Raw genomic sequence first — 24,236 nt, 5'->3', positions numbered from 1 at the left:
CGAGGCGACCCGAAGGGACAGGGGCCGGTGGCCGGCGGTACGGGGCTACCGGCCCCGAGCGAGTGCCCGGGTGAGGTACGGAGCCGTCGTGCTGCCCTCCGCCCGCGCCACCTCGGCCGGGGGGCCCGCGGCCACGATCCGGCCGCCCGCGTCCCCGCCGCCGGGACCCAGGTCGATCACCCAGTCCGCGCCCGCGACCACCGACATGTCGTGCTCGACGACCACGACGGTGTGTCCCGCGTCGACCAGGCCGTGCAACTGGCGCATCAGCACCTCGACATCGGCGGGGTGCAGCCCGGTCGTCGGCTCGTCGAGGAGGTAGAGGGTGTGCCCCCGGCGGACCCGCTGCAACTCGCCGGCCAGCTTGATGCGTTGGGCCTCGCCGCCGGACAACTCCGTGGCGGGCTGGCCGAGTCGCAGATAGCCCAGACCCACGTCGAGGAGCGTGGCGAGGCTGCGGGCGACGGGCGGGGTGTCGGCGAAGAACTCCGCCGCGGCCTCCACCGTCATGTCCAGGACCTGCGCGATGTTCCGTTCGCGGTACGTCACCTCGAGCGTCTCGGGGTTGTAGCGTGCCCCGTCGCAGTCCGGACAGGGGGCGTAGGTGCTCGGCAGGAACAGCAGCTCCACGCTCACGAACCCCTCGCCCTGGCAGGTCTCGCAGCGCCCGCCCGCGACGTTGAAGGAGAAGCGCCCCACCCCGTAGCCGCGCCTTCGTGCCTCCTCCGCCCTGGCGAAGACCTTGCGCACCACATCGAAGAGGCCCGTGTATGTGGCGAGATTCGAGCGCGGGGTACGGCCGATGGGCTTCTGGTCGACGGAGACGAGCCGTCCCACGCCCGCCAGCTCCTCGGTCACCTCGCCGACGAGGGTGGACTTGCCCGAGCCGGAGACACCCGTGACGGCGGTGAGCACACCGAGCGGGAACGCGGCGCTCACCCCGCGCAGGTTGTGGCGGCTCACCGGCCCCACCTTCAACTGCCCCTGCGGGGAACGGACTTCACGTTCCGGCGTGGGGGAGCGGTCGAAGAGGAAGCGGGCCGTGGCCGACTCCGCCACCCCGGCCAGCTCCGCCACCGGACCGCTGTGCAGCACCCGCCCGCCGTGCTCTCCCGCCCGCGGACCGACGTCGACGAGCCAGTCGGCACCCCGCACGACATCCAGATGGTGCTCGACCACGAACACCGAGTTGCCCGCCGCCTTCAGCCGGTCCAGGACCGTGAGCAGGGCCTCCGTGTCCGCCGGGTGCAGACCCGCGGACGGTTCGTCGAGGACGTACACGACACCGAACAGACCGGAGCGCAACTGCGTGGCCAGCCGCAGTCGTTGCAGCTCGCCCGCGGAGAGGGTCGGGGTGGCCCGGTCGAGGCTGAGGTAGCCGAGGCCGAGTTCGACGACGGGGGCGATCCGTGCCCTCAGGTCGTCGGTGAGGACGCGGGCCGCCTCTCCCCGGGGCTCCAGGGTCCCGGCCAGTTCGGACAGCGGCAGGGCCGCCAGTTCGGCGATCGTGCGGCCCGCGACGGTCACCGCCAGCGCCTCGGGACGCAGCCGGCTGCCGCCGCACACCGGGCACGGGGCGCTGGTCAGGAACCGCTCGGCCCTGGCTCGCAGCGTCGGGCTCTTCGAATCGGAGAACGTCTTCATGACGTAGCGCCGGGCGCTCATGTACGTGCCCTGGTAGGGGCGTTGGATCCGGTCCGCGTCCCGCACCGGATGCACGGTGACGACCGGCTGCTCGTCCGTGAACAGGATCCACTCCCGCTGCTCGGCCGGCAGGTCGCGCCACGGCCGGTCCACGTCGTACCCCAGCGCGTCGAGGACGTCGCGCAGGTTCTTGCCCTGCCAGGCGCCGGGCCACGCGGCGATCGCGCCCGCGCGGATCGACAGCGACGAGTCCGGGACCAGTGACTCCTCGGTCGTACGGTGGACCTGGCCGAGACCGTGACACTCCGGGCAGGCCCCGGCGGCCGTGTTCGGCGAGAAGGCGTCCGAGTCGAGGCGTTCGGCGCCCTGCGGATAGTCGCCCGCGCGTGAGAACAGCATCCGCAGGGAGTTGGAGAGGTTGGTGACCGTGCCCACGGACGAGCGCGAGGTGGGCGCCGAGCGGCGCTGCTGGAGCGAGACCGCGGGCGGCAGCCCGGTGATGTCCCCGACCTTCGGCGCCCCGACCTGGTGGATCAGCCGTCGCGCGTACGGCGCCACCGACTCGAAGTAGCGGCGCTGGGCCTCCGCGTAGATCGTCCCGAACGCCAGCGAGGACTTGCCCGAGCCCGAGACCCCAGTGAAGACCACGAGCACATCACGCGGGATGTCGACGTCCACGCCTTGGAGATTGTGCTCGCGGGCGCCCCGCACACGGACGTACGCGTCGTGGCGGCGGTGCGGGTCGGACATCGACGGGACTCCTGCCGGGGGCTCGGGGCAAACCCCACGATTCTAGGCTGTAGTCAGTCCCGCGACCCGGGCGAGCCTCCGGAAGGAGTCCAGCAGGGCCTCGCGGTCGTACGTACTGGTCGTGACCAGCAGCTCCTGCGCGCCGGTCTCCCCGATCAACATCTCCAGCTCGTGCTCGACCTGCTTCTCGGTGCCCGCGATCTGTCCCGCGAGCGCCGACTCGTAGAAATGCCGCTCCTTGCCGTTCATCGTGAGATCCTCGACCCGCTCGGCGGGCGGCAGCGGCGGGAAGGTGCCGTGCGTGCGGGCGTACGCCATCGACCAGGCCTCGGGGAGGAGCAACCGCATCGCCTCGTCCGGCGTCTCGGCGACCGCGACGGCGCCTGACACGACGATGTAGGGCTCCGCCGCCCACACGGAGGGGCGGAACGTCGCGCGGTAGTGGTCGATCCCGCGCCGCATCTTCTCCCGGTTCCGGATGTCCCCGATGACCAGCGGCAGGCCCGCCCGCGCCGCGATCGTGGCGCCCTCGTTCAGGGCGAGTACGAAGGGCGGCACGGTCAGCCCCTCCGAGGGGCGCGCGTGCACCCCCGTCGACGACGGGCCGCGGAACCAGCCGAGCAGTTCGTCGAGCTGCCCCGCGAAGTCGTCGGCGACGTCCTTGTCCCGCCCCAGCGCCCTGCGCACCCCGTCCGTGAAGCCGACCGAACGCCCGAGCCCCATGTCGATCCGCCCGGGGAACAGGGACTCGAGTACACCGAACTGCTCGGCGACGATCAGGGGCTGGTGGTTGGGCAGCATCACCCCGCCGGTACCGACCCGGATCGTCCGGGTGGCGGCGGCGACCGCGGCGGCCAGCACGGTGGGCGCGGACCCGGCGACTCCGGGCACACCATGGTGCTCCGAGACCCAGATCCGGTGGTACCCGAGCCCTTCCAGCTCCTGGGCCAGACGCACGGTGTCCCGCAGGGCCTCGGCGGCGTCGTGCCCCTCGCGGGTGCGCGAGCGGTCGAGGACGGAGAAACGCGTCACTCCTCGGATCATACGGACCTCGCCGCACCTGTGGTCACAGGGCCTCGTGGGAAACGGTCAGCAGATAGGTGCCGTAGAAGAGGGAGAAACCGGCCAGGCCGATGAGCAGGACGACGACCGTGCGCCGCTGGGCGCGGGCCAGGGAGAGGGCGAACGGCAGCAGCAGGGGGAAGGCGGGCAGCAGCAGTCGGGGCCTGCTCGTGAAGAAGTGGGCATCACCGAGGGCGATGACGAGGAGAATCCCCGAGTACACGAGAAGCGGCAGCGGCTGTCGGTCCAGGACGCCGAGGACGAACAGCAGGACGCAGCCGAGGACGATTCCGCCGGAGAGATAGACGACCAGGGTGTCGTGCCCGACGATCAGGTGCTTGAACATGTGCGCGGTGTAGTGACCGAAGTCGAACCGTGAGCCCCACAGACTCTGCACCCGGAAGTAGCCGGTCAGGTCGTGTGTGCGCAGCCCCACCCAGGCGACATACCCCAGCCACCCGACGGGCGCCAGGAGCATGGCCGCCCAGGCGCGCGGGACGGTGTGTCTCCCGTCGCGGCGGCGCTGCCAGAGGTGGGCGGCGGCGGCCGCGATGACGGCGGCGGCCACGGTGAAACCGTTGGGGCGGCACAGCCCGGCCAGCGCGGCCAGCGTTCCGGCGGTCAGCCAGCGGTGGGTCAGCGCCGCGTAGAGCGCCCAGGCGGCGAAGGCCGTCATGAGGGACTCGGTGTACGCCATGGTCAGCACGACGGCGTGCGGCAGCAGCGCCCACAGTGCCGCGAGCGCCAGGCCGACCCGCCGTCCGTGCAGCAGCTCGCCGACCGCGTACACGCCCCAGGCCGCCACGGCGGCGGCGATCCAGGAGATGACGAGCGCCGCGTTGACCGGGCCGATCGGCAGGACCGCGTTCAGACCGTGGATCAGTCCGGGGAAGAGCGGGAAGAACGCCAGGTCGTTGTAGATGACCCCGTGGCCGGACTTGGCGGCGACGATCGTGCCGTAGCCGTACCGGGCGATGTGCCAGTACCAGCCGCCGTCCCATTCCAGACCGAGCACGTTGCGCGGGTGCCGGCCCAGGTGCAGCGACCAGGCGGTCACCATGGCCACACCCGTCAGCCGCGCGGCGGCGAACAGCCACAGCGCCGGCAGCGCCCGCTTCAGTTCGCCCCGCCATCGCCACACCTCGGGCGAGGCGGCAGACGACGCGGGCACGAACTGCCGCGTGGGTCTGCCGCTCACCGTCTGGGGGCCGTCTTCCATGCCGACCTCCTCGTCGCCCTGCTAGAGGGAACGGCCGGGGACGGGGTTCCACCGGTGGGAAGATCCTGACTTCATGGGACACGACGGTCCCGGGCCGCGCATCCCGGCCCGGCACGGACGGGTGATGAGGTCGCCGGGTTCGAGCCGCTCGAGCGGCTCGCTCAGTCGTTGAAGTAGTGGCCTGCTTCGAGGTCCGGGACGAGAGCGGGGTGCACGGGACGCCATCCGAGCAGCTTCCGGGTCAGGACGCTCGAGGTCGGGTTGTCGAGGGGCACGGCGGCGGCGAGAAAGCCGAAGCGCCGGCTCGCGTCCTCAGTGGTGATCCCGACGGTCGGCAGCTTCAACCGGCGGCCGATGAGCTCGGCGATGTCGCGCAGGGGCACGCCCTCTTCGGCGGCCCCGTGCAGGATCGAGCCGGCCGGGGCGGCTTCGACCGCCAGCCGGAACAGGTGCGCCGCATCGAGCCTGTGCACGGCGGGCCAGCGGTTCGATCCGTCGCCGACGAAGGCCGACACGCCACTCTCGCGGGCGATGCCGATCAGGCTCGGGACGAAGCCCTTGTCGCCCTCGCCGTGCACGGTCGGCGAAAGCCGTACGACCGAGGCGCGCACCCCGCGCGCGGCCAGCGCCATGGCCGCGCTCTCCGATGCGATCCGGGGTGCCACCGACCCGGGATCGGGCGCGATCTCCTCGGTCCCGAGGCGACCCGGCGCCATCATGGTGAGCATCAGGGTTCCCGAGGTCACCACGAGGGGCTTGCCGGTTCCTTCGAGCGCCGCTCCGAGAGCCCCGACGGCCCGCAGGTCCAGCTTGCCGCTCGCGACATAGTCCGAGAAGTCATGGTTGAAGGCCAGATGGATGACGCCGTCCGCCGCGGCGGCACCCTCGTGCAGGCTGTCCGGATCGTCGAGGGAGCCGCGGTGCGCCTCGGCGCCGACGGCCCTCAGCGCCGAGGCGGCGGTGTCCGAGCGGGCGAGGCCGACGACCTGATGCCCCGCTTCGAGGAGTTCACGGACGACGGCGGAACCGATGAATCCGGTCGCGCCGGTGACGAATACGCGCATGGTGCATTCCTTCGACAGGACGAACAGGGTCCGCCCCGGTGCGGCATCAGGGCGGTGATTCCACCCTGCGCGCGGGATGTGCTCAAGGTCCAAGACCTGTAGCGCATCCGGCGATACGCCTGAGGCATCACCACAGCTCAGACCGTGTCACACCCCCATGCCGCCACGCAGTCCACCCGCGCCCGCCCGTCGTCGTACGAACTCCTCGGCGGCAAGTACTGCGCCGCGGCCCCGCGACTAAGCGAACGGCGATCGGGAATGGCTTTCCCGGAGCTCTTGTCGGCGGCTCGCCGCGGCCGGGTCGGCGGGAGCCCTTCCACCCCACGGAAAGCAGGAGTGAACATGCAGTACGTGAAGCTCGGTTCGACGGGCCTGGACGTGTCCCGGATCTGCCTGGGCTGCATGAGTTTCGGGCTGCCCGACCGAGGGCCCCACGAGTGGACGCTCGACGCCGAGGGTGCCCGCCCCCTGATCCGTCGCGCGCTGGACGCCGGGATCACCTTCTTCGACACGGCGAACGTGTACTCCGACGGCACGAGCGAGGAGATCGTCGGCCGCGCGCTGGCGGAGTTCGCGCGCCGCGACGAGATCGTCATCGCCACCAAGGTGAACGGAGCGATGCACGAAGGACCCAACGCGCGTGGCCTGTCCCGCAAGGCCGTCATGACGGAGATCGACAACAGCCTGCGCCGCCTGGGCACCGACTACGTGGACCTGTACCAGATCCACCGCTTCGACCCCGCCACTCCCGTCGAGGAGACGATGGAGGCCCTCCATGACGTGGTGAAGGCGGGCAAGGCCCGTTACATCGGGGCGAGTTCGATGTACGCGTGGCAGTTCTCCAAGGCCCAGTACACGGCCCGGCTGAACGGCTGGACGCGGTTCGTGTCCATGCAGAACCACTACAACCTCCTCTATCGCGAGGAGGAGCGCGAGATGCTGCCGCTCTGCGCGGACCAGGGCGTCGGCGTACTGCCCTGGAGCCCGCTCGCCCGCGGTCGGCTCACCCGTGACTGGGACGTCAGCACCGAGCGCAGCCGCACCGACGAGTACGGCAAGAGGCTCTACCAGCCGGGCGACCGCGAGATCGTCGACGCCGTCGCCCGGATCTCCGCCGAGCGTGACGTCCCGCGTGCCCGGATCGCCCTTGCCTGGCTGCTGCGCCAGAGCACCGTCACCGCGCCCATCATCGGCGCCACCAAGGTGGGGCACGTCGACGACGCGGTGGCCGCCCTCGACGTGGAGCTCTCGGAGAAGGAGATCGAACAGCTGGAGGAGCCGTACACGCCTCGCTCGATCAGCGGGCACTGACGCGCGGCGCGGGGCCGCCCGCGCAGTCGTCCTCGGCGGCGTAGGCGGCCAGCCACGCCAGCGGCGCGTTCCAGTTGACGGCCACCTCGTTCGTCGAGTACGAGCCGATGTCGTCGATGTAGCAGGCCTGGGGTGCGCAGCCGGGCAGGTGCTCCTGCGCGACCGGGTCCTGCAGCCCGCTGTTGGGCCCGCCCGCGAGGGAGCCCGCCGGCGGGTGCGGCAGCGAGGAGTCGTACTGGTGCGCCCAGAAGCGGTGGTGCTGGTTGTCGGAGTACCGCTCCCCGTATCCGGTCACGTACGACTGGCCCAGGGCGTTGCGGCCCAGCAGGTAGTCCATCGACTCCAGTACTCCGGCGCGGTAGCGCGGGTCCCCGGTCAGTTCCTGGGCGGTGGCCATGACGATCGCGTTGTCGGTGACCGCGCTGTTGGAGCCCCAGACGTACCCGGTGGCGGGGATCGAGACGGCGTATCCCTGCCCGGCCATGGTCGACAGATAGCCGTCCGCGGCGGCGGTCACGGAGGCGCGCACCCGCCGGAGGTCGGCCGGGGGCAGCCCGGTGCGTACGGTCGCCAGCGTCAGCCGGCCCAGCGCCGCGGTGTCGGCCCAGCTGAAGCCGCCGGACGTGAAGGCGTTCGCGTCGGTGTGCCAGGGCGAGGAGGTCACCGCGTCCCGGTAGGCGCGCTCGCCCGTCGTGGCGTACAACTCGGCGGCCGCCCAGTAGAACTCGTCGGTGACCCGGGTGTCGCCATAGGCCCCACCGCCGGTGCTGTCCGAATCCGGCGCGTACATCGCCGGGTTGGCCCGCGCCGCCGTCCAGGCCTTGCGGGCGGCGGTGAGGCAACGGTTCGCGAACGCGGTGTCGTAGGGCCGGAAGACGCGGGCGCACTGGGCCGCCGTCGCCGCCAGGTTGAGGGTGGCGGCGGTGGACGGCGGGTGGAGCTCACGCGGCTGGGCGTCCTGCTCGGGCCGGGTCGGCAGCCCGGTCCAGGCGGCGTCGTGGACTTTGTGGAACGCCATTCCCGCATACGGTCTGCCGTCCGGCACCTGCATCCGCATCAGGAAGTCGAGCTCCCAGCGCGCCTCGTCCAGGACGTCGGGCACGCCGTTGCCGCGCTCGGGAACGCGCAGCGTCGAGTCGCCGAGCGCGGACGCGGTGCCCGCTCTCTTCGCCCGTTCGAATGAATTGATGAGCAGCCAGGTGGAAATGCCGCCATTCACGACGTATTTGCCCTGGTCTCCCGCGTCGTACCAACCGCCCCTGACGTCCTGCGTGTAGTCGCACACCCCGGACTGACAGGGCACGTTCGTGTCGCCCTGATTGGGTGCGACTCCGAGATGCCCGGCGGGCCGCGCATAGGCGGAACCCACCAGGGAGGCTTCGATCGGTATACCGCTGCGCTGGTGGTAGAAGAAGGCCAGCGCGTCGGAGCGCAGCCCGTCGTAGAGATCCGCGCGAATGTCGAAGGGATCGCTGACCGTTCCCTCGACCGTCAGGACGTAACCCGAACCGGTCCGTCCGTACGAGGAGAAGTCGGCGACCTGGGTCGGCTGCCCGGAGGCCGCGTCCGTGCCCCGGCCGACGGTCGGCCCCGAGGCGACCACCCTGCCCGAGGCGGTGCGCAGCCGCCAGGTGAGCGGCCCCGTGGCGGAGGTGACCACGGTCGCGCGCTTGGGACCGTCCGGCAGATAGCCGACTTGGTTGATCCGTACGGCGGTTGTCGCCGTGGCGGCGGTGGCAAGCCCCGTCGCGGAGGGGGCGGTCGCGAGGCCGCCGACGAGTAATGTCCCCGCGAGCAAGGCGGCCGTCAGGTGTCTTTGGCGGCGGCGGGGCAACGGGAAAGCGGACATGAGCGGCTCCCAGCGGTGAGGTGAATCCTGTGCCGCGGCCACGCGAGGTGGACGACGGAGAATGGGAGCGCTCCCAATATGGAGCATTGCATGGGCATGCCAGGCCGTCAACGGGTCGGTGAAGGCCTTTCCGCTCTTCGGGGGCCTGGTCGGGGGCTTGCGTGTGACCGCTCGCCGATGGTTGCGGGGGATTCCGAATTTCTTTTGTGGAGACCTCTGCTGACGTTCGGTCAATACGTCCGCGTGCGACGGAAAAGGGAAGGTGACGAGATCTCTTGTTTCGGCTCGGCGCACTGTGCAAAGGTGTGCCTTGTTGGCGTGCAGACAATTCGCTTCCTTCTGTACGCGCACGGTGTGCCCGCGCGCCCCTCGCTTCAAAAGAGCTGCCGGAGAGGGCGATTGCGGTAACAACCCCCCCATGGGTAGCCCCTCCGCTTCGTCGGGCGGGCTACATACCCATTGGTATGGACTAATTCCTGCGTTACCTTTGGGAGGAAAGCGGACGTGACTGACGCAGCGGTGTCTCATTCCCCAACGCCCGGTCGCTTGTTCGAGGTTTCGGATGAGCGGCTTGCGGCGGAACTGAAGAAGAGCTCGGGGAACACGCCCGCGCACCATCCCGTCGGGGAACTCCTCGACCGCCACTGGGAAGCGGTCTTCGCCTACGCGCGCCTGTGTACCAACGGTGTGCGTCCCGCCGGAATGCTCACCACGGCCGCTTTCACCCGGCTGTTCGGTGAATCGCTGCGGCAGACCGGGCCGACGGCCGCCTGGCGCCCGCAGTTGCTGGTCACCGTTCGGCGTATGACCGCCGAATGGCTCGGGGACCAACGGCGGGAGATGCTTCATCCCGAATTGCTGGCCGATTCCGACAGCCGTGACCGGGTCATGGCGCGGCTTCTGCCGCCGGAGAACAGACGGCAGTTGTCCCGCGCGTTCCAGCGGCTTCCCGAGCTCGCCCGGTGTCTGCTCTGGCACACCGAGGTCGAGGCCGAGCAACTCGCCGTACCCGCAGGGCTGTTGGGCATCGGTGACGATGACGCCCTGGTGGAACTGCGGCGGGCCCGGGAACGCCTGCGCGAGGGCTGCCTGGAAATCCACCGCGAACTGGCCCCGGAGGAGGAGTGCCGCCGCTTCCACCGGATGCTCGATGTGTCCCTGCGCCGCGGCGGCCTCGGCCTCGACGCCGATCTGAGCAGGCACATGGGCCGGTGCCCGCACTGCCGTCACACCGCCGACCAGTTGAGCCGGTTCAACGGCGACCTCGCGCTGCCCCTGGCCGAGGCCCTGCTCGGCTGGGGCGCCGCGGCCTACCTCGACTCCCGCCCCGGACGCGTCGACGCGATCGTGGAAGTGACCGAAGTCCCGGACACCGTCCCGACCGCGCACAGAATCCCTCCCCTCCCCAGCCACGCGCCCCTCGTTCCGGGCGAGCCCCCGCGCCCCGCGTCGCGCGGCCGTGCTTCCGGTGACTCCCGCCCACGGACGCACAAGGCGCCCCGGCGCTCCTCCCGCCGCGCCCCGCGTCGCAACAACATCGCGCTGGCCGCGCTGACCGTGAGCGGAATGATCCTGGTCCCGCTGGTCCTGTGGGTCACCCAGAGCTCGGACGGCGCGCCCGGTCTGGCCGACGGCGCGGGACCCTCGGGCTCGCCCAGTTCGGGCCCGGTCAAGGCGCCCGGATCGAATCCGTCCTGGATAGGCACCGGCGACACCTCGAAGGGCGGCGTGCGCGGCCGGCTGCGCAACACCGAGACCGGGCTGTGCATCGGCATCGTGGGCACGAAGCCGGTGAAGGGCGTGGAGACCGCGCTCACGCCGTGCTCCTCGACGGCGAGCCAGGAGTGGTCGTACGAGGACGACGGACTGCTGCGCGACCTGGCCGCCCCCGACCTCTGCCTCGACTCCCACCTCGGCTACTCGGTCCAACTCGCGCCCTGCTCCGGCGCGTCGCAACCGGGCACCAAGAACGTGCGCTACGACTTCACCCTCCAGGGCATGGTGGTGCCGCGCTGGAACCAGGACCTGGTCCTCACCCCCGCCTCCACCAAGGGCGAGGCGTCCGTGGTCCTCAAGGTCCGGGGGGAGGAGTCGGACCAGCACTGGACGATGGACACCTCGTCGCCCTCGCTCCAGATGGAGGCGGTCAACTGGGACTCCGCCGGGCAGACGAGGACATCGTCGGGTCAGGCCTCTCCCCAGCCGTCGAAGTCACCCTCGGCGACCGTGCCCAAGTCGTCGCCCCGGCCCTCGGCCGAGCCCTCGACGCCCGCGCCCTCTTCACCCGCCCACAGTTGCTCCCCGTACTACTACTGCGCGCCACCGGGCGGACAGTACGGTGATCCCGGGTACGGCTACGGAGATGGCTACGGCGGCTACGGCGATTACGGGTACGGCGGTTACGGGGGGTCCGGCGGTTACGGACACGGCGACGGCCAGGGCGGCCACCACTGACCCGTCCTGGACGTCACACCGACCGCGGCCGGGCCACGCGCGCCCGGCCGCGGTCGTGTTCGCGATGGTGGTCGTGTTCGCGGTGACGGTCGGCGTCGGAGGTGTCAGGAACTCGCCGTGGCCGACTGCGAGGCCGCCGTGCCCAGGAACTCCGACCAGCCGCCGAGGGGCGACTGTCCCGGGTTGAGGGTGCGCAGCTTGCGCAGGACGGCCGGGTCCTGGGCCTCCAGCCACTGGACGAGCTGGCGGAAGGAGACCAGACGCACGTCGTCGTGCCCGGCGATCTGCTCGATGGCCTGCTCGACCGCGTCCATGTATATCCCCCCGTTCCAGCGTTCGAAGTGGTTGCCGATGAAGAAGGGGGCGCGGTTGCTCTCGTAGGCGCGGCGGAAGCCGGCGAGGTAGCTGTCGCGGGCCTGGGCGCGCCAGGCGTCGTACATGGACTTGTCCCCGAGCGGGTTGGCATGGGACTGGTTGGCCATCAGGTTGTAGTCCATCGACAGGACCTGGAAGGAGTGGCCGGGGAAGGGTATGGACTGCAGCGGGAAGTCCCAGATCCTGCCGCCCTGGACCTTGCCGGGCCACATCTGCAGGCCGCCGGGGCTGCTGGCGTCGTACTTCCAGCCGAGGGCGGCGGCGGTCGGCAGCAGGTTGGACTGGCCCTCCAGACACGGGGCGCGGCCGCCGATCAGCTCCTTCTCGTAGTCGAAGGGGAACGGTTCGAGGTCGGTGAAGCCGGTGTTGGTCTTCCACTCCTTGACGAACTTCTTCGCCTGCGCGATCTCGCTGCGCCACTCGGCGGGGGACCAGCGGCGCACCCCGTCCGCGCCGCAGAAGTGGCCGTTGAAGTGGGTGCCGATCTCGTGGCCCTCCAGCCAGGCGGACCGGATCTGCTGGATCGTGGAGTGGATGTGCCGGTCGGAGAGGTAGCCGATCGCGGAGGCGCCCACGGGGTGCTGCGGCGGGCTGTAGAGGTGCTTCTTCGACTCGGGCAGTGTGTAGATGCCGCTGAGGAAGAACGTCATCGAGGCGCCGTGGTCGGCGGCGACCTTGCGGAAGCGGGAGAACAGCTTGTTGCTGAGCTCGCCCGCGCCGTCCCAGGAGAAGACCACGAACTGCGGCGGGCGCTCGCCCGGCTTCAGCCGTTCGGCCTTCGGCTGCTTGGGCTGGGCCCCGGTGTCGGCGGTGGAGCCGTCGCCGATCAGCTTCGGCTTGGGGGACTTGCCGCTCGTGTCCCCCTTGGCACTGCTGCCCACGGACCAGTCGTTCGCCGAGCAGGCGGTGAGCGCGCCCAGGCCGCCCAGCGCGCCCGCCGACGCCGTCGCGGTCAGCAGACGCCTGCGTGAGATGCCGGTCATGATGAACCCCCGATGTTCTCGATCCGGCTCCCGCCCGCGGGCGGGAGCTTCCGTTCCTGTGACGCGCCGCTCTACGGGGTGCGTCACACGGTGTGATGCGTGGATCGTCGGGAAAGGTCGCCGGGATCGGTACGTGTTGCTGTTCCGTGACAAACCCCGCCGATCCGCGGGCGGACGGCGGGGCGGGGTCGGTGACGTCGGCTCGGGTCAGGCGCCGTTGCCGGCGCGGACGACGGTCAGGGATACGGAAGAGGCGTTCCCCGACACGGGTACCTCGCCCCCCTTCCACGCCACCTTGAGCGGGTCCCGCTCATCGGGCGGTGTGACGATCAGTGAGGCGGGCGTCGCCGTCTTCGCCCCGCTGATGCCCGGATTGGAGAACGTCAGCCCCGCCCACGCGCTCCGCCCCGGCGCCAGCGTGACCGTCGTCGGCGTATCGGCGGAGCGCCTCGGGTCGGGCCCGAGCTGCTTGCCCGACGCGTCGACGAACGCCGCCCCGGGGAAGCCGCGCAGGGTGCAGGTGCGGTGGGAAGTGTTGGTGAGGACGACGGGGAAGTTCTCCTGACCGGCGCCCGGATCGTTGGCGCCGACCGTCGCGCGCAGCTCCGAGGTGTGGCATCGGGTACTGCCGGACGAGCCGCTCCCGCTCCCGGTCGAGGACGAGGAAGAGGACGAGTTCGAGGTCGACGACGAGTTCGAGGCCGCTGCCGAGGGTGTGAGGGAACCGGTCGGGGCGGCGCCCGTACCGGTCGTGTCCGTGGTCTTGTCGCCGGAGGCCGGCTCGGCCGTGCCGGAGAGCTTCTGCGGAGGACTGGCGTTGCCGTGGTCGGTGCCGCAGGCCGTGAGCAGGCCGAGCAGCGCGACACCCGCGACCAGGGCCGCCCGATGGGTGGGGGAGGACGGGCGGCGGAGGGGAACCGCGTCGCCGGGCCGGAAGGTCGCCATGTCAACACTCCTTGGAATTCACCGCACGCGCCCTGACTCGGCGTGCGAACGGCGCTCTGTGCTCCGTCACCAGTGTCCGATGCTCGGGCACGCGAAAAGGTTCGCGGACCGGACGCGCGATTTCCGCGGATCCCGGAACGGGGACCGTGATCCGGGCCTCGCGGGCCTCGGCGCCGCTGTTCGGCTTCCCGCTGGTCAGCCTCCGGCTCGTTCGCTTCCCGCGCGTCAGTCTCCGGCCCGTATGGAGCCGAGTACCCGGTCGGTCGTCGCGGCGCTGCCGGCGGCCTGGCGGATCTGGACGTACAGCTGTGGCTGCTGGTTCCCGCCCGCCGAGGTGAGCGCCGCCTCCGTGAGCGAGCCATGGCTGCCCGGACAGGCGTTCCAGGTGCGGATCAGCCCGTGCCAGCGCGTGCCCGTATAGGTGCGACTGCCCTCGTAGTGGCAGTCGGTGTGGGCGATCGCCCCGACCCTGTCGCGCACGTCGCCGTGTTCGCTCAGGCCGACGAACACCCCGTCCACGCCCGAGCGCAGGTTCTGCCACTTCGCCAGGTCGTCCGCGACGGCGAGACCCGGTTCGTGCGTGTCCGACAGGCCCACGGTCCGCGGATTCCAGCCGGAGTCGCGCAGTTGGCGGCCCCACCCGCCCGGAACCTCGACCGAGACCTGTCCGGAGGCGTCCTCGACCGTCACGGACGGGGCGTCTGACCGCAGGGTCACGAGCGCGGTGGTCACACCGGCCGCGCCGATCACGACCGCGGCGGCCACGGCCACCAGCACGGTCCGCCGACGGCGCCGGGGCACGCGGACCGCCCCCATCGACACCTCTTCGGCCAGCCGTTCCAACTCCACGGCCAGGCTCAGCGCCGTGGGCCAGCGCCGCTCGCGGTCGGGCTCCATGGCGCGCAACAGCGCCCGCTGCACGCCCGGGGCCAGATCCGTACGCAGCCGTTCGGGTCGTACGACCTTGCCGGGCGGTCCGGGGACCGACCCCGTGACCAGGTGATAGCCCAGGGCGCCGAGGCTGTACACATCGGCCCGCGCGTCGATGCCCGAACCGGGCTGGGCCTGCTCGGGCGGGGTGTAGCCCGCGGAACCGGCCGCCATCGTCAGTCCGGAAGCCTGCGCCAGGCTCTTGGCGAGCCCGAGGTCGGCGAGCAGGACGCGGTCGGCGCCGCCGGAGGAGGTGCGCAGCAGTACGTTGGACGGCTTGATGTCGCGGTGCACGATCCCGGCCTCGTGCAGCGCGGCCGCGGCCCGTGCCGCGAGGGCCGTCAGGCGCAGTGCCTCGGCGATGGGCAGCGGCCCGGCCTCGATCCGGTCGTCGAGGGTGCCTTTGTCGGCGTACTCCATGACGAAGTAGGGCCTGCCGTCGGGCAGTTCACCGATGTCGTAGACCTGGACGACCCGGTTCGAGTCGGCCTTGCGCAGCAGCCGGGCCTCGGAGAGGAAACGTTCGCGGACGTCGAGGTGGTCGGCCCAGTTGTCGGACAGTACCTTCAGGGCGACGACGGCCTCGAGCACCTCGTCGTGGGCCAGCCAGACCACGCCGAAGCCACCCGCGCCGAGACGCCGGTCCAGACGGTAGCGGCCGATCCGATCGAGGGGATCCCTCAGCATGGACAACCCGTCGTGCAGCCTGTGAGCCGGTGGGTTCGACCACGGTCGAGATGGCCTGGCATCTGTTCACCAGCGGGCATGTGCTCTCCAGGGCGGGGCGGATGCCACGAGCGCGGCGCTGTGGCCGCTGTCCCTAGAGGGGTGCTGCTCCTGGCAACGGTCGGGCTGTTGAAGCCTACCGGTCACGTCAGCCGCCGAGCACGCGGGACGGGGGAGGATCAGAGAGGCACGGGGGGAGGATCAGAGAGGTAAGGCGCACGGCGCAGGCTCCCGGGAGGAGACCTCCCCGACGACCGCGCTGACGCTCGACCGGGTGCGGCTCGGCGCGGGTGGACCGCTCGTCCGTCTGCGGGTGGCGGGCGGCAGAGTCACCCATGTCGTCGCGGAGGAGGTCACCGGCGGGCGGGCGACGCCGGCCGGCGGTGAGCGTGTCCTCGATCTGGAGGGGCCCTCGGAGCGCCGCGCCGAGGCAATGCCCTGTCGGGCCGCGTGCTCGTACGACAGGGCCTTGGTGGCGGCTCACCCCGTGGGCGCGAGTACGGTCGTACGGCCTCCCAGCGCGGCGGAGAAGTGGTCCGTGACCTGCTCCAGCGCCGTGGCGGCAGCGGGCGCGACGGTCAGTGTGCCGTCGTCGTCGATGGTTACGTCCTTGTCGAGCGTGAACCAGCCGGGCACGATGTGCGAGGCGCCCATGGAACTCAGCACCGGACGCAACGCGTAGTCGATGGCCAGGACATGGGCCGTGCTGCCACCGGTGGCCAGCGGCAGCACCGTCTTGCCGGTCAGCGCGTACTGCGGAAGCAGGTCGAGCAGCGACTTGAGCAGGCCCGAGTAGGCGGCCTTGTACACGGGCGTGCCGATCACCACTCCGTCCGCCTGCTCGAACAGCGCCGTGGCGGAGGCGATCGCCGGATGCCGGAAGTCGGCGCCGAGCAGCGCCTGCGCGGGGAGGCCGCGCACCTCCAGCGGGGTCACGTCGTGGCCCTGGAGGCGGAGCCGGTCGTCCAGGTGACGCAGTAGTCGGGTGGTGCGGGAGGTGGGGGAGGGGCTTCCGGAGACGGACAGGATCGAGGCCATGACGGGACCTTCCGGGATCGGGGTTCAGACGTACCGAGCGGGTGGGCGGTTGCTCACCAGGCGCTCGACCGCACCGTGATCAGCGGCCGCAGTTCGTTGCGCAGCGTTTCCAGGAAGGTGACGACCTCGGCCGCCACCGAGCGGTGCTGGAGGTCGTTGAGGACGTCGTGGTGGGCGCCGTGGACGACCGAGAGACGGGCACGGGGCAGTGACTTCGCCGTGTGCGCGAGCGCCTCGTGGTCGGCGAGCGGATCGGCGTCGCCGATGAGCAGCAGGACGGGCACGGCGGCTCCGCTGTCATGGGCCGCGGTGAGCACCGCGTCCGGGATCGCGTCGTCGAGCGATCCGCGCCGCACCTGGGGGTCCTCGGTGAGCGTGCCCCGGTGGGCGGGGCAGGAGGTACGGACGTCGAGTTCCTGGTCCCAGGTGCCGACGGCGGCGGTGGTCCCGGACGCCTGGCCGGGAAGACCCGCGAGGACCACGGCGTCGGGCCGAGCACCGGGCGTCTCCGCCCGGCCGAGCAGCGCGGCGACCGCGGCGGCGCCCGAGTCGGCGCCGACAAGGACGAGGGGCCGTACGACACCGTCCTCGGCTGCCGTGCCCTCGACGGCGTCGGCGAGCCGGGCGGCGAAGCCGGTCAGGGACGCGGCCGGGTCCTCGGGGTCGAGGGCCGGGGCGTCGATCACCCGGACCCGGTAGGCGTCGGCGGCGAGCCGTCTGCCGAAGCGGGCGTAGGTCGCCCGTGTCTCGCCCCGCCCGGGAACCACGAGGATCGTGCCGCGGGTACGGAGGCCGTCGGGGCCGTGGTGGTCGCTGTACTCAGTCATCTCACACTCCTGTGGGTGCATGCTCGGCCGTGGACGCGGACTTTCCGCCGGACGCGGGTGCCACCTCGGTCGCGATGAGTCGCCCCATCGCCGACTGTTCGGTCATGGCGCGGTCCTCAGTCGTTCACGAGCCGGCGCTCGTGGGTGTGACGGTTGGCGGGGACGGGCAGACCGAGGTTGCCGCGCAGGGTGTCGGCCGTGTACTCGGTGCGGAACAGTCCGCGCTTCTGCAGGATCGGGACGACGCCGTCGACGAAGTAGGTCAGCTCCTCCTCGGTGCGGAAGGCGAGGTTGATGCCGTCGAAAGCGCCGGCGTCGAACCACCGCTGGATGGTGTCGGCCACGGTCCGCGGGTCCCCGACGAACGGCGACTGACGGAACTGGTTCACGGACTCGGCCACTTGACGCAAGGTCAGGTTCTCGGTCCTGGCCCGCTCGATGAGCTGCGCGGCACCCGTGCGTCCGCCCTTCTCGGCGAGGTGAGCGACATCCGGGAAGGGCGCGTCCAGGTCGTGCACGCTGAAGTCGTACGCTCCGAAGGAACGGCCCAGCAGAGCCAGGTTGCGGTCGAAGTCGTCGTCCTCCTCGAAGATCTCCCGCTCGCGACGGCGGGCCGCCTCGTCGGTGGCGGCGACGACCGGGCCGCCGTGGATGAGGATCTTGACGTGGTCGGGGTCGCGGCCGTAGGCGGCGGTGCGCTTCTTGATGTCGGCGTAGTAGTCCCGCGCCTGCTCCAGGGTGCCCCCGGGCGCGAAGATGCCCTCGGCGACCTGTGCGGCGAGATCACGCCCCTCCTCGGACACCCCGGCCTGGAAGATCACCGGCTGGCCCTGCGGGGAGCGGGAGAGGTTCAGCGGGCCCGCGATCTTGAAGTGCTCGCCCGCATGGTCGAGTTCGTGCAGCTTGGCCGGGTCGAGGAAGACGCCCCGCTCGACGTCGGCCGGAAAGGCGTCGTCCTCGTACGAGTCCCACAGCCCCCGGGCGACCTGCACGAACTCCAGGGCACGGCCATAGCGGGTGGCGTAGTCGAGGTGCTCGTCGAGTCCGAAGTTCCGCGCGGTGCCGGTGTCGAAGCTGGTCACCACGTTCCAGCCGGCCCGCCCGCCGCTGATGTGGTCGAGCGAGGCGAAGCGGCGGGCGAGGTTGAAGGGAGAGTTGTACGTCGAACTCGCCGTGCCCACCAGGCCGAGGTGCTTGGTGTGGGTGGCGACGGCCGACAACAGGGTCAGCGGTTCCAGGCGGTTGAGATAGTGCGCCGGGTAGGTGGAGTTGATGAACTGGCTGTCGACGATGAACAGGGCGTCGAACAGGGCGTGTTCGGCCGCCTGTGCCAGCCGGATGTAGTAGTTGACGTCGATGCTGGCGTTCTTCGCGACGCGGGGGTCCTTCCACAGACCGTGCTGGCCCGGACCGCCGACACCGTAGGGGTGGAGGGCGAGGTGGAGCGTGCGGGACATGACTGTTCCTGTTCTGTCGGGGGGTGAGGGAGTCTCAGGCGTGCAGGAGGGCGCGCAGGGCTTCGCGTTCGGCCCGGTCGGCCGGGGCGCTGTGCAGGGTCGGCGCGGAACGGACGAGCAGCCGTGTGTAGGGGTGCCGGGGTTCGCTGATCACGTCACGGGCGGTGCCGGCCTCGACCAGCTCGCCCCGGTACAGCACGGCGATGCGGTCGGCGACCCCGGCGACCGATCCGAGGTCGTGGGAGATGAAGACGAGGGCCACCCCGTCGGCGCGGAGTTCCTTGAGGATCTGCAGGATCTGGACGCGGTTGGCGGAGTCCAGGGCGCTGACCGGCTCGTCGAGGATGACCAGACGCGGTTCGGTGACCAACGCCCGTGCCACCGCCACGCGTTGGCGCTGCCCGCCGGACAGCTCGCCGGGCAGCCGGTCGAGCAGGTCGTCGGAGAGCCGGACCCGGGAGAGGAACGCGCGCACCCGTGTCGCCGCCTCCTGCCGGGACACACCCTGGATGAGCAGCGGCTCGGCCAGCGAGGCCTCGATCGTGAGATCCGGGTCGAGGCTGCGCAGGGGGTCCTGGAAGACGTACTGGATCACTCCGCGGCGGCGCAGGGCGCGCCACGAGCGATGGCCGTACGCGCTGACGTCCTCGCCGCCGATCACGATCGACCCCGCCGAGGCGCGCACCAGGCCGAGCGCGGCCCGCGCGAGCGTCGACTTGCCCGAACCGGTCTCGCCGATGATGCCGACGGTCTCGCCCGGCGCGACGCTCAGGGAGACCCCGTGCAGGGCGCGGCGGCGTCGTCGGCGCGGTCCGTAGTGCACCTCCAGGTCCCTGACCTCCAGGACGGGGCCGGCGGCCTTCTGCGACGGGTCGGTGCTCACGCGTCCTCCTCTACGGCGGCGGCGGCCTTCGCGGCCTCCACGGCGAGGAACTTGTCCAGGCCGTACTGCTCGTGCTCGGCGATCAGCAGCCGGGTGTACTCGTGCCGGGGGTGGTGGAGCACCTCGCGGGTAGGGCCCTGTTCGACCACTTCGCCCTGCCGCATGACGAGGACCTCGTCGCACAGCTGGGCGACGACGGCCAGGTCGTGGGAGACGAGGACGAGGGCCAGCCCGGTCCGCTCGCGCAGGTCGGCCAGCAGGTCGAGGATTTCGGCCTGGACGGTGACGTCGAGCGCGGTCGTGGCCTCGTCGGCGATGAGGATCCGCGGGTCGGCGGCGATCGCCGCGGCGATCAGGACCCGTTGGAGCATGCCGCCCGAGAGTTCGTAGGTGTACTGGCCGTAGACCAGCTCCGGGTCGCGCAGGTGTACGGCTCGCAGGAGTTCGATCGCCCGCCGGTGTGCCTCGCGCCGCTTCAGTCCCTTCTTGACCCGGACGACCTCGGCGATCTGCGCGCCCACGCGGATCGAGGGGTTGAGGTAGGACGCCGGGTCCTGGAAGACCGCGCTGATCGTGGCGCCCCGCAGGGCCGTCCACCGCGCGGGCGTCAGGGCCGAGATGTCGTTGCCGTCGAGCTCGATCGAGCCACCGGTGACCTCGAAGTGGGCGGGCAGGATGCCCAGCGCGGCACGGCAGGTGAGGGTCTTTCCGCTGCCGGACTCGCCGACGATGCCGACGGCCTTGCCCGGCGTGAGCGTGAAGCTGACGCCGTGGACGATCTCGTGGCCGGCGGCCTGGTCGCTGATGCGTACGTCGCGTACGGACAGGACAGGTGCCGAAGCGTCGGCCGGGTGGACGTGCTCGGTGTTGCCGGTCTCCTCGGCCTCGGTCCTGCTGTCCTTCTCGGCCTCGGTGAGGACCTTCTCGGAGAGAGTGGCCATCACGCACCTCCTGCGTGAACGTGAGCGGCGTCGGTGTGGGCGTCGGAGTCGGTGTCGGCCAGGCGGTTGGCGCGCGCCTTGCGGCTGTTGACCAGCGCGCGGCCCGCCTCGCCCGAGACGTCGCGGATCGCGTCGGCGAGGATGTTGCAGGCCCAGACGGTGACCATGATCAGCAGGGCGGGGACCAGCGGCGCCCACGGCTTCTGGGTGAGGTAGCCGAGGTCCGAGGCGAGCAGCCCGCCCCAGGTGGGCGCGGGCGGCTGGACGCCGATCCCCAGGAAGGTCAGGCTCGAGACGATGACGAGGCCGACTCCGATGGTCTGGGCGAGCGCGACCGCGATCGGCGGGAGCACCTTGACCCACACATGGCGGCGTACGACCCAGCCGATGGAGGCACCGGAGATGAGCGCCGCCTCCACGTACGGCGAGCGGGCCACGGCCAGCGTGGCGGCGCGGGCCACCCGGTAGAACAGCGGGGACACCAGCACGCCCGTGACCAGCATCGCCTGGGTGATGCCGTTGCCGAGCAAGGCGACGACGGCGACGGCGAACAGCAGGAAGGGCAGGGCGACCAGTGTGTCGGTCAGCCGGAGGGTGATCCACTCGAAGACCCGCCCGAAATACACCGACAGGATGCCGGGGATCGCCCCGACGCCCAGTGCCGTGAGCGCGACTTCGAGCGAACCGAGCACGCTGACCCGGGAGCCGTCGAGCAGCCGGCTCAGCACATCGCGGCCGAGGTAGTCGGTGCCGAGCCAGTGGGCGCCCGAGGCGTCGGCGAGCGTGTCGGAGCTGGTGGCCAGTGGATTGTCGGGCGCGATGAGCGGCCCGAGTACGGCGAGCAGGGCGATCACGGTCAGGATCACCAGGGCGATCCGGCCGGACGTGAGGGAGAGTACGCGGCGCACCATGGTCACACCCCTCGCTGGGATGCCGGCGTCACACGTGCCAGCACCAGGTTGACGATCAGGTTGAAGGCGACGACCAGGACGATCGACACCACGAGGACCCCCTGCACGGCCGGTACGTCGCCGGCCTGGGCGGAGTCGTTGGCGAACCGGCCGAAGCCCTGCAGGCCGAAGATCCACTCCGTGACGACGGAGGCGCCGACCAGCGTGGGGAACTTCAGGCCGAGTGTGGCGAGCGCCGGGCCGAGGCCGTTGCGCAGCACATGGCCGAAGAAGATCCGACGTGGGCTCAGCCCCCGCACCACCGCGCCCGTCACGTAGTTCTCGCGGTAGGCCGCGACGAGGCTGCTGCGCAGTTGGCGGGCGACATCGGCGACGACGTCGAAACTCAGGGCGACGGCGGGGAGGGTGATGTGGGCGAGCCATGGGCCGAACCCCTGCGCCGCCGGGACGTAACCGGCGGACGGGAACACGTGCAGTCCCACCGCGAAGACCGCGACCAGCACGATGCCGACGACGAAGGCCGGCATCACCGAGATCACCGTGACGAAGCCCGTGATCGCGCGGTCGACCCACGTGGAGCGGCGCAGCGCCGCGACCGTGCCGAGGGTGAAGCCCGCGACGACGCCGATGAGCAACGCGAAGGTCGCCACCGACAGGCTCACGCCCAGGCCGAGGCCGATGAGGGTGGAGATGTCGGCCCCGTTGGTCCAACTGGTACCGAGCTGCCCGTGCAGGACGCCGCCCAACCAGTCCACGTACTGGACCAGGAAGGGCCGGTCGAGACCCCACTGGGCCTCGACTCTGGCTACCGCCTCGGGAGTCGCTTCCTCGCCCAGCTGGATTCGCGCCGGGCTGAGCCCGCTCAGTGACCGCAGCGCGAACGTCACGAACGTCGCGACCAGGAACACGGGCACGAAGATCGCGATCGACCGGGCGAGGGTGACCAGGACGCGGCCCAGCGTGCGCCGCGCCCCGGTCGTGGCGCCCCGGTGACGGACGTCGGGTGGTGTGGCCGGCGCATCCGTCGTCGTCATGGCTTGCCCCCTGTCTGTAGTGTCCGCACGGGATGTGACGGAGTGTCAGTTGGAACCGGAGATGGTCACACCGGTCCAGTCGATGTGGGCCGGGTTCTTGGGCAGGGCGGAGATGGACTTGCTCTTGGCGATGAGGTTGGGCGGCGAGTAGGTGAAGACCAGCGCCTTGCTCTGCAGGCCGGCCCGGGTCGCCGCCTGGAGGACCTTCGCGTAGTCGGGCGAGTCCAGCGGGGTCTGGCGGACCTTGGCGATGGCCGCCTCGAAACCGGCCGGCTCGTAGGGCGTGCTGAGGTTGAGCGGGCCGTTCGGGCCGAAGTGCGCGGTGAGGGTCTGCGCCGCGGAGTCACGACCCGTGGTGCCGTAGAGCGAGAAGGTGAGGTCCTTGGCGAAGAACGGGGTGGCCCAGTTCTTGTCGATCTTGATGGTGACGGTGATGCCGACCTTCGCCAACTGCGCCTGGACGATCTCCGCTTGGGGATCCTCCGCCGGGATGACGAGGTTGAGCTTGATCTGACCCGCCTTGTAACCGGCCTCGGAGAGCAGCTGCTTCGACTTCGCCGGGTCGTAGGCGTAGCCGTTCGCGGACTGCGGGTCGTAGGCCACATAGCCCTTGGGGAAGGGCTGGTTGGTCGCCGAGCCGTAGCCGAAGGTCAGCTTGTCCACGAACTCCTGGCGGTTGATCGCGTGGCGGACCGCGTCGACGACCTTGTCATTGTTGAACGGAGCCTTGTTGACGTTCAGGCTCAGGTTGTTGGCGTTGAAGCCGGGCTGGACGAACACATCGAGGCCGGCCTTCTTGGCGGCCTCGGCCTGACTGGGCTTGATGTCGGCGAAGTTGTAGACGCCGGTCTGGAGCCCGGAGACGACCGTCGAGGCGTCGGGGGCCGAGGTCAGTTCGACGTTGTCGATGTGGATGTCCTTGGCGTCCCAGTAGTCCGGGTTCTTCTTCAGCAGGACCTTGGTGCCCGGGACGAGCTGGGTGACAGTGAACGGGCCCGCGCCGACCGGGCTCTGGTCCAACTTGGCCGGGGACTTGGCCGCCTTGGGGCTGGCGATCTGCAGGACGCGCTCACCGAGCAGTTGGGGGATCTGGAAGTCGGCCTGGCTGAGGTGGAGCACCGCGTCCAGCCCGTTGGCGTCCACCGACTTGATCGAGGTGAGGTCGCCGAAGAGCGCGGAGTTCTTCTGCTTCTGGGCCCGCTCGATGGCGGCCTTCACCGCTGCCGCGTCGACCGGCTCACCGTCGCTGAACTTCAGGTTCGGCCGCAGATGGAACGTGATCCGGTCGCCCTTGGCGTTGTACTCCCAGCTCTTGGCCAGGTCCGGGACGGCCTTACCGCTCGCGTCGGTACGGGTCAACGAGGCGTACACCAGGGAGAGTTCGCGGAACTGGGCGCCGCTGCCGCTGACGACCGGGTCCCAGTGGGTGGGGAAGTAGGAGGAGGTCCACTTCAGCGTGGCGCTGCCGCCGGCTGACGAGGCGTCGCCGCCGCAGGCGCTGAGGGTGGGGACGAGCACGGTGAGGAGGGCGGTCCCCAGGGCCGCGGTGCGCAGCCGGCCGGGGCGACGGGCGGAGCGAAGGTTCTGTCTGGGGCTGCGGGGAGTGAGGCGTCCGGGCATCTTCTTGTCTTTCTTCGAAGGCTCCGACCCGTGTCAGGGCGCGGCGGATCGGGAGCGCGGGCGGTTCGCCCCGGCGCCGGACGCCTGTTCAAGCCTGGATGGGCATGCCGGTGCGTGCTCCGGTGCACACGTGGGCATGCCGCGCCCAGGGCATGAGGCGTCGGCGGCTCGCGGGGGAGGGCCGTGATGCGGAAGGAGGGGAGGTGACGAGGC

General features: G+C 71.0%; 18 protein-coding genes. 2 read left to right on the top strand and 16 right to left on the bottom strand.

Going from position 1 to position 24,236, the window contains the following annotated elements; genetic code table 11:
• Window positions 1–45: 45 nt before the first annotated feature.
• The 4 genes from AQJ27_RS02320 to AQJ27_RS02305 form a co-directional block, all read right to left on the bottom strand.
• Window positions 46–2,394, bottom strand: coding sequence for an ATP-binding cassette domain-containing protein (locus tag AQJ27_RS02320; RefSeq protein WP_067360800.1), 2,349 nt, complete (start codon window positions 2,392–2,394; stop codon window positions 46–48).
• Window positions 2,395–2,436: 42 nt separating this feature from the next.
• Window positions 2,437–3,438, bottom strand: a complete 1,002-nt coding sequence (locus AQJ27_RS02315; protein ID WP_067360797.1) for an LLM class flavin-dependent oxidoreductase — start codon at window positions 3,436–3,438, stop codon at window positions 2,437–2,439.
• 22 nt (window positions 3,439–3,460) lie between these two features.
• Entirely contained in the window at window positions 3,461–4,675 is a 1,215-nt protein-coding gene (locus tag AQJ27_RS02310; RefSeq protein WP_096239659.1) for a glycosyltransferase family 39 protein, read from the bottom strand.
• Between the two features lie 161 nt (window positions 4,676–4,836).
• Window positions 4,837–5,739 carry an SDR family oxidoreductase gene (locus AQJ27_RS02305; RefSeq protein WP_067360794.1) on the bottom strand — a complete coding sequence of 301 codons (903 nt, stop codon included), beginning with the start codon at window positions 5,737–5,739 and terminating at the stop codon, window positions 4,837–4,839.
• 342 nt (window positions 5,740–6,081) lie between these two features.
• Here AQJ27_RS02305 and AQJ27_RS02300 point away from each other — a divergent pair, with 342 nt between their 5' ends.
• Window positions 6,082–7,050 carry an aldo/keto reductase gene (locus AQJ27_RS02300; protein ID WP_067360790.1) on the top strand — a complete coding sequence of 323 codons (969 nt, stop codon included), beginning with the start codon at window positions 6,082–6,084 and terminating at the stop codon, window positions 7,048–7,050.
• On the opposite strand, the gene AQJ27_RS02295 is transcribed toward AQJ27_RS02300, so the two are convergent.
• A complete protein-coding gene (locus AQJ27_RS02295; RefSeq protein ID WP_067360787.1) occupies window positions 7,037–8,899 on the bottom strand; it encodes a glycoside hydrolase family 9 protein in 1,863 nt (620 codons plus the stop codon). The two genes, AQJ27_RS02300 and AQJ27_RS02295, sit on opposite strands and share 14 nt — an antisense overlap.
• Before the next feature lie 504 nt (window positions 8,900–9,403).
• On the opposite strand from AQJ27_RS02295, the gene AQJ27_RS02290 reads away from it, so the two are divergent.
• Entirely contained in the window at window positions 9,404–11,353 is a 1,950-nt protein-coding gene (locus AQJ27_RS02290; protein ID WP_067360784.1) for a ricin-type beta-trefoil lectin domain protein, read from the top strand.
• A 104-nt stretch (window positions 11,354–11,457) separates the two neighbouring features.
• On the opposite strand, the gene AQJ27_RS02285 is transcribed toward AQJ27_RS02290, so the two are convergent.
• The 11 genes from AQJ27_RS02285 to AQJ27_RS02235 all read right to left on the bottom strand — a co-directional run bounded on the left by AQJ27_RS02285 (window position 11,458) and on the right by AQJ27_RS02235 (window position 24,023).
• A complete protein-coding gene (locus AQJ27_RS02285; RefSeq protein WP_067360781.1) occupies window positions 11,458–12,711 on the bottom strand; it encodes a polysaccharide deacetylase family protein in 1,254 nt (417 codons plus the stop codon).
• Between the two features lie 207 nt (window positions 12,712–12,918).
• Window positions 12,919–13,656 carry a DUF4232 domain-containing protein gene (locus tag AQJ27_RS02280; RefSeq protein ID WP_067360778.1) on the bottom strand — a complete coding sequence of 246 codons (738 nt, stop codon included), beginning with the start codon at window positions 13,654–13,656 and terminating at the stop codon, window positions 12,919–12,921.
• A 225-nt stretch (window positions 13,657–13,881) separates the two neighbouring features.
• On the bottom strand, window positions 13,882–15,273 hold the full coding sequence (locus tag AQJ27_RS02275; protein WP_067360775.1) for a serine/threonine-protein kinase: 1,392 nt from the start codon (window positions 15,271–15,273) through the stop codon (window positions 13,882–13,884).
• A 519-nt stretch (window positions 15,274–15,792) separates the two neighbouring features.
• The gene (gene ssuE, locus AQJ27_RS02270) at window positions 15,793–16,350 is read right to left on the bottom strand and encodes an NADPH-dependent FMN reductase (RefSeq protein WP_067360772.1); all 558 of its coding nucleotides are present in this window, start codon (window positions 16,348–16,350) and stop codon (window positions 15,793–15,795) included.
• A 53-nt stretch (window positions 16,351–16,403) separates the two neighbouring features.
• Window positions 16,404–17,177 (bottom strand): alpha/beta hydrolase, encoded by a 774-nt coding sequence (locus tag AQJ27_RS02265; protein WP_067360769.1) that lies wholly within the window; start codon window positions 17,175–17,177, stop codon window positions 16,404–16,406.
• A 116-nt stretch (window positions 17,178–17,293) separates the two neighbouring features.
• Window positions 17,294–18,634: an LLM class flavin-dependent oxidoreductase gene (locus AQJ27_RS02260; RefSeq protein WP_067360766.1), complete on the bottom strand. Its 1,341-nt coding sequence runs from the start codon at window positions 18,632–18,634 to the stop codon at window positions 17,294–17,296.
• 34 nt (window positions 18,635–18,668) lie between these two features.
• On the bottom strand, window positions 18,669–19,517 hold the full coding sequence (locus AQJ27_RS02255; RefSeq protein WP_067360763.1) for an ABC transporter ATP-binding protein: 849 nt from the start codon (window positions 19,515–19,517) through the stop codon (window positions 18,669–18,671).
• Window positions 19,514–20,458, bottom strand: coding sequence for an ABC transporter ATP-binding protein (locus AQJ27_RS02250; protein WP_067360760.1), 945 nt, complete (start codon window positions 20,456–20,458; stop codon window positions 19,514–19,516). The genes AQJ27_RS02255 and AQJ27_RS02250 overlap by 4 nt, the downstream gene beginning before the upstream one ends.
• On the bottom strand, window positions 20,458–21,369 hold the full coding sequence (locus AQJ27_RS02245; protein WP_067360757.1) for an ABC transporter permease: 912 nt from the start codon (window positions 21,367–21,369) through the stop codon (window positions 20,458–20,460). The genes AQJ27_RS02250 and AQJ27_RS02245 overlap by 1 nt, the downstream gene beginning before the upstream one ends.
• Before the next feature lie 2 nt (window positions 21,370–21,371).
• Window positions 21,372–22,403: an ABC transporter permease gene (locus AQJ27_RS02240; protein WP_067360755.1), complete on the bottom strand. Its 1,032-nt coding sequence runs from the start codon at window positions 22,401–22,403 to the stop codon at window positions 21,372–21,374.
• A gap of 45 nt (window positions 22,404–22,448) precedes the next feature.
• Window positions 22,449–24,023: an ABC transporter substrate-binding protein gene (locus tag AQJ27_RS02235; RefSeq protein ID WP_067360752.1), complete on the bottom strand. Its 1,575-nt coding sequence runs from the start codon at window positions 24,021–24,023 to the stop codon at window positions 22,449–22,451.
• Window positions 24,024–24,236: the final 213 nt, after the last annotated feature.

It is taken from the genome of Streptomyces olivochromogenes, assembly GCF_001514115.1.
Taxonomy (GTDB): domain Bacteria; phylum Actinomycetota; class Actinomycetes; order Streptomycetales; family Streptomycetaceae; genus Streptomyces; species Streptomyces olivochromogenes.
This window is presented reverse-complemented; position numbering and strand designations above follow the sequence as displayed.

Coding starts and splice junctions, on each gene's coding strand:
- AQJ27_RS02320 (WP_067360800.1), bottom strand. CDS start 2,394: ATGTCCGACCCGCACCGCCGCCACGACGCGTACGTCCGTGTGCGGGGC.
- AQJ27_RS02315 (WP_067360797.1), bottom strand. CDS start 3,438: ATGATCCGAGGAGTGACGCGTTTCTCCGTCCTCGACCGCTCGCGCACC.
- AQJ27_RS02310 (WP_096239659.1), bottom strand. CDS start 4,675: ATGGAAGACGGCCCCCAGACGGTGAGCGGCAGACCCACGCGGCAGTTC.
- AQJ27_RS02305 (WP_067360794.1), bottom strand. CDS start 5,739: ATGCGCGTATTCGTCACCGGCGCGACCGGATTCATCGGTTCCGCCGTC.
- AQJ27_RS02300 (WP_067360790.1), top strand. CDS start 6,082: ATGCAGTACGTGAAGCTCGGTTCGACGGGCCTGGACGTGTCCCGGATC.
- AQJ27_RS02295 (WP_067360787.1), bottom strand. CDS start 8,899: ATGTCCGCTTTCCCGTTGCCCCGCCGCCGCCAAAGACACCTGACGGCC.
- AQJ27_RS02285 (WP_067360781.1), bottom strand. CDS start 12,711: ATGACCGGCATCTCACGCAGGCGTCTGCTGACCGCGACGGCGTCGGCG.
- AQJ27_RS02280 (WP_067360778.1), bottom strand. CDS start 13,656: ATGGCGACCTTCCGGCCCGGCGACGCGGTTCCCCTCCGCCGCCCGTCC.
- AQJ27_RS02275 (WP_067360775.1), bottom strand. CDS start 15,273: ATGCTGAGGGATCCCCTCGATCGGATCGGCCGCTACCGTCTGGACCGG.
- ssuE (WP_067360772.1), bottom strand. CDS start 16,350: ATGGCCTCGATCCTGTCCGTCTCCGGAAGCCCCTCCCCCACCTCCCGC.
- AQJ27_RS02265 (WP_067360769.1), bottom strand. CDS start 17,177: ATGACTGAGTACAGCGACCACCACGGCCCCGACGGCCTCCGTACCCGC.
- AQJ27_RS02260 (WP_067360766.1), bottom strand. CDS start 18,634: ATGTCCCGCACGCTCCACCTCGCCCTCCACCCCTACGGTGTCGGCGGT.
- AQJ27_RS02250 (WP_067360760.1), bottom strand. CDS start 20,458: ATGGCCACTCTCTCCGAGAAGGTCCTCACCGAGGCCGAGAAGGACAGC.
- AQJ27_RS02245 (WP_067360757.1), bottom strand. CDS start 21,369: ATGGTGCGCCGCGTACTCTCCCTCACGTCCGGCCGGATCGCCCTGGTG.
- AQJ27_RS02240 (WP_067360755.1), bottom strand. CDS start 22,403: ATGACGACGACGGATGCGCCGGCCACACCACCCGACGTCCGTCACCGG.
- AQJ27_RS02235 (WP_067360752.1), bottom strand. CDS start 24,023: ATGCCCGGACGCCTCACTCCCCGCAGCCCCAGACAGAACCTTCGCTCC.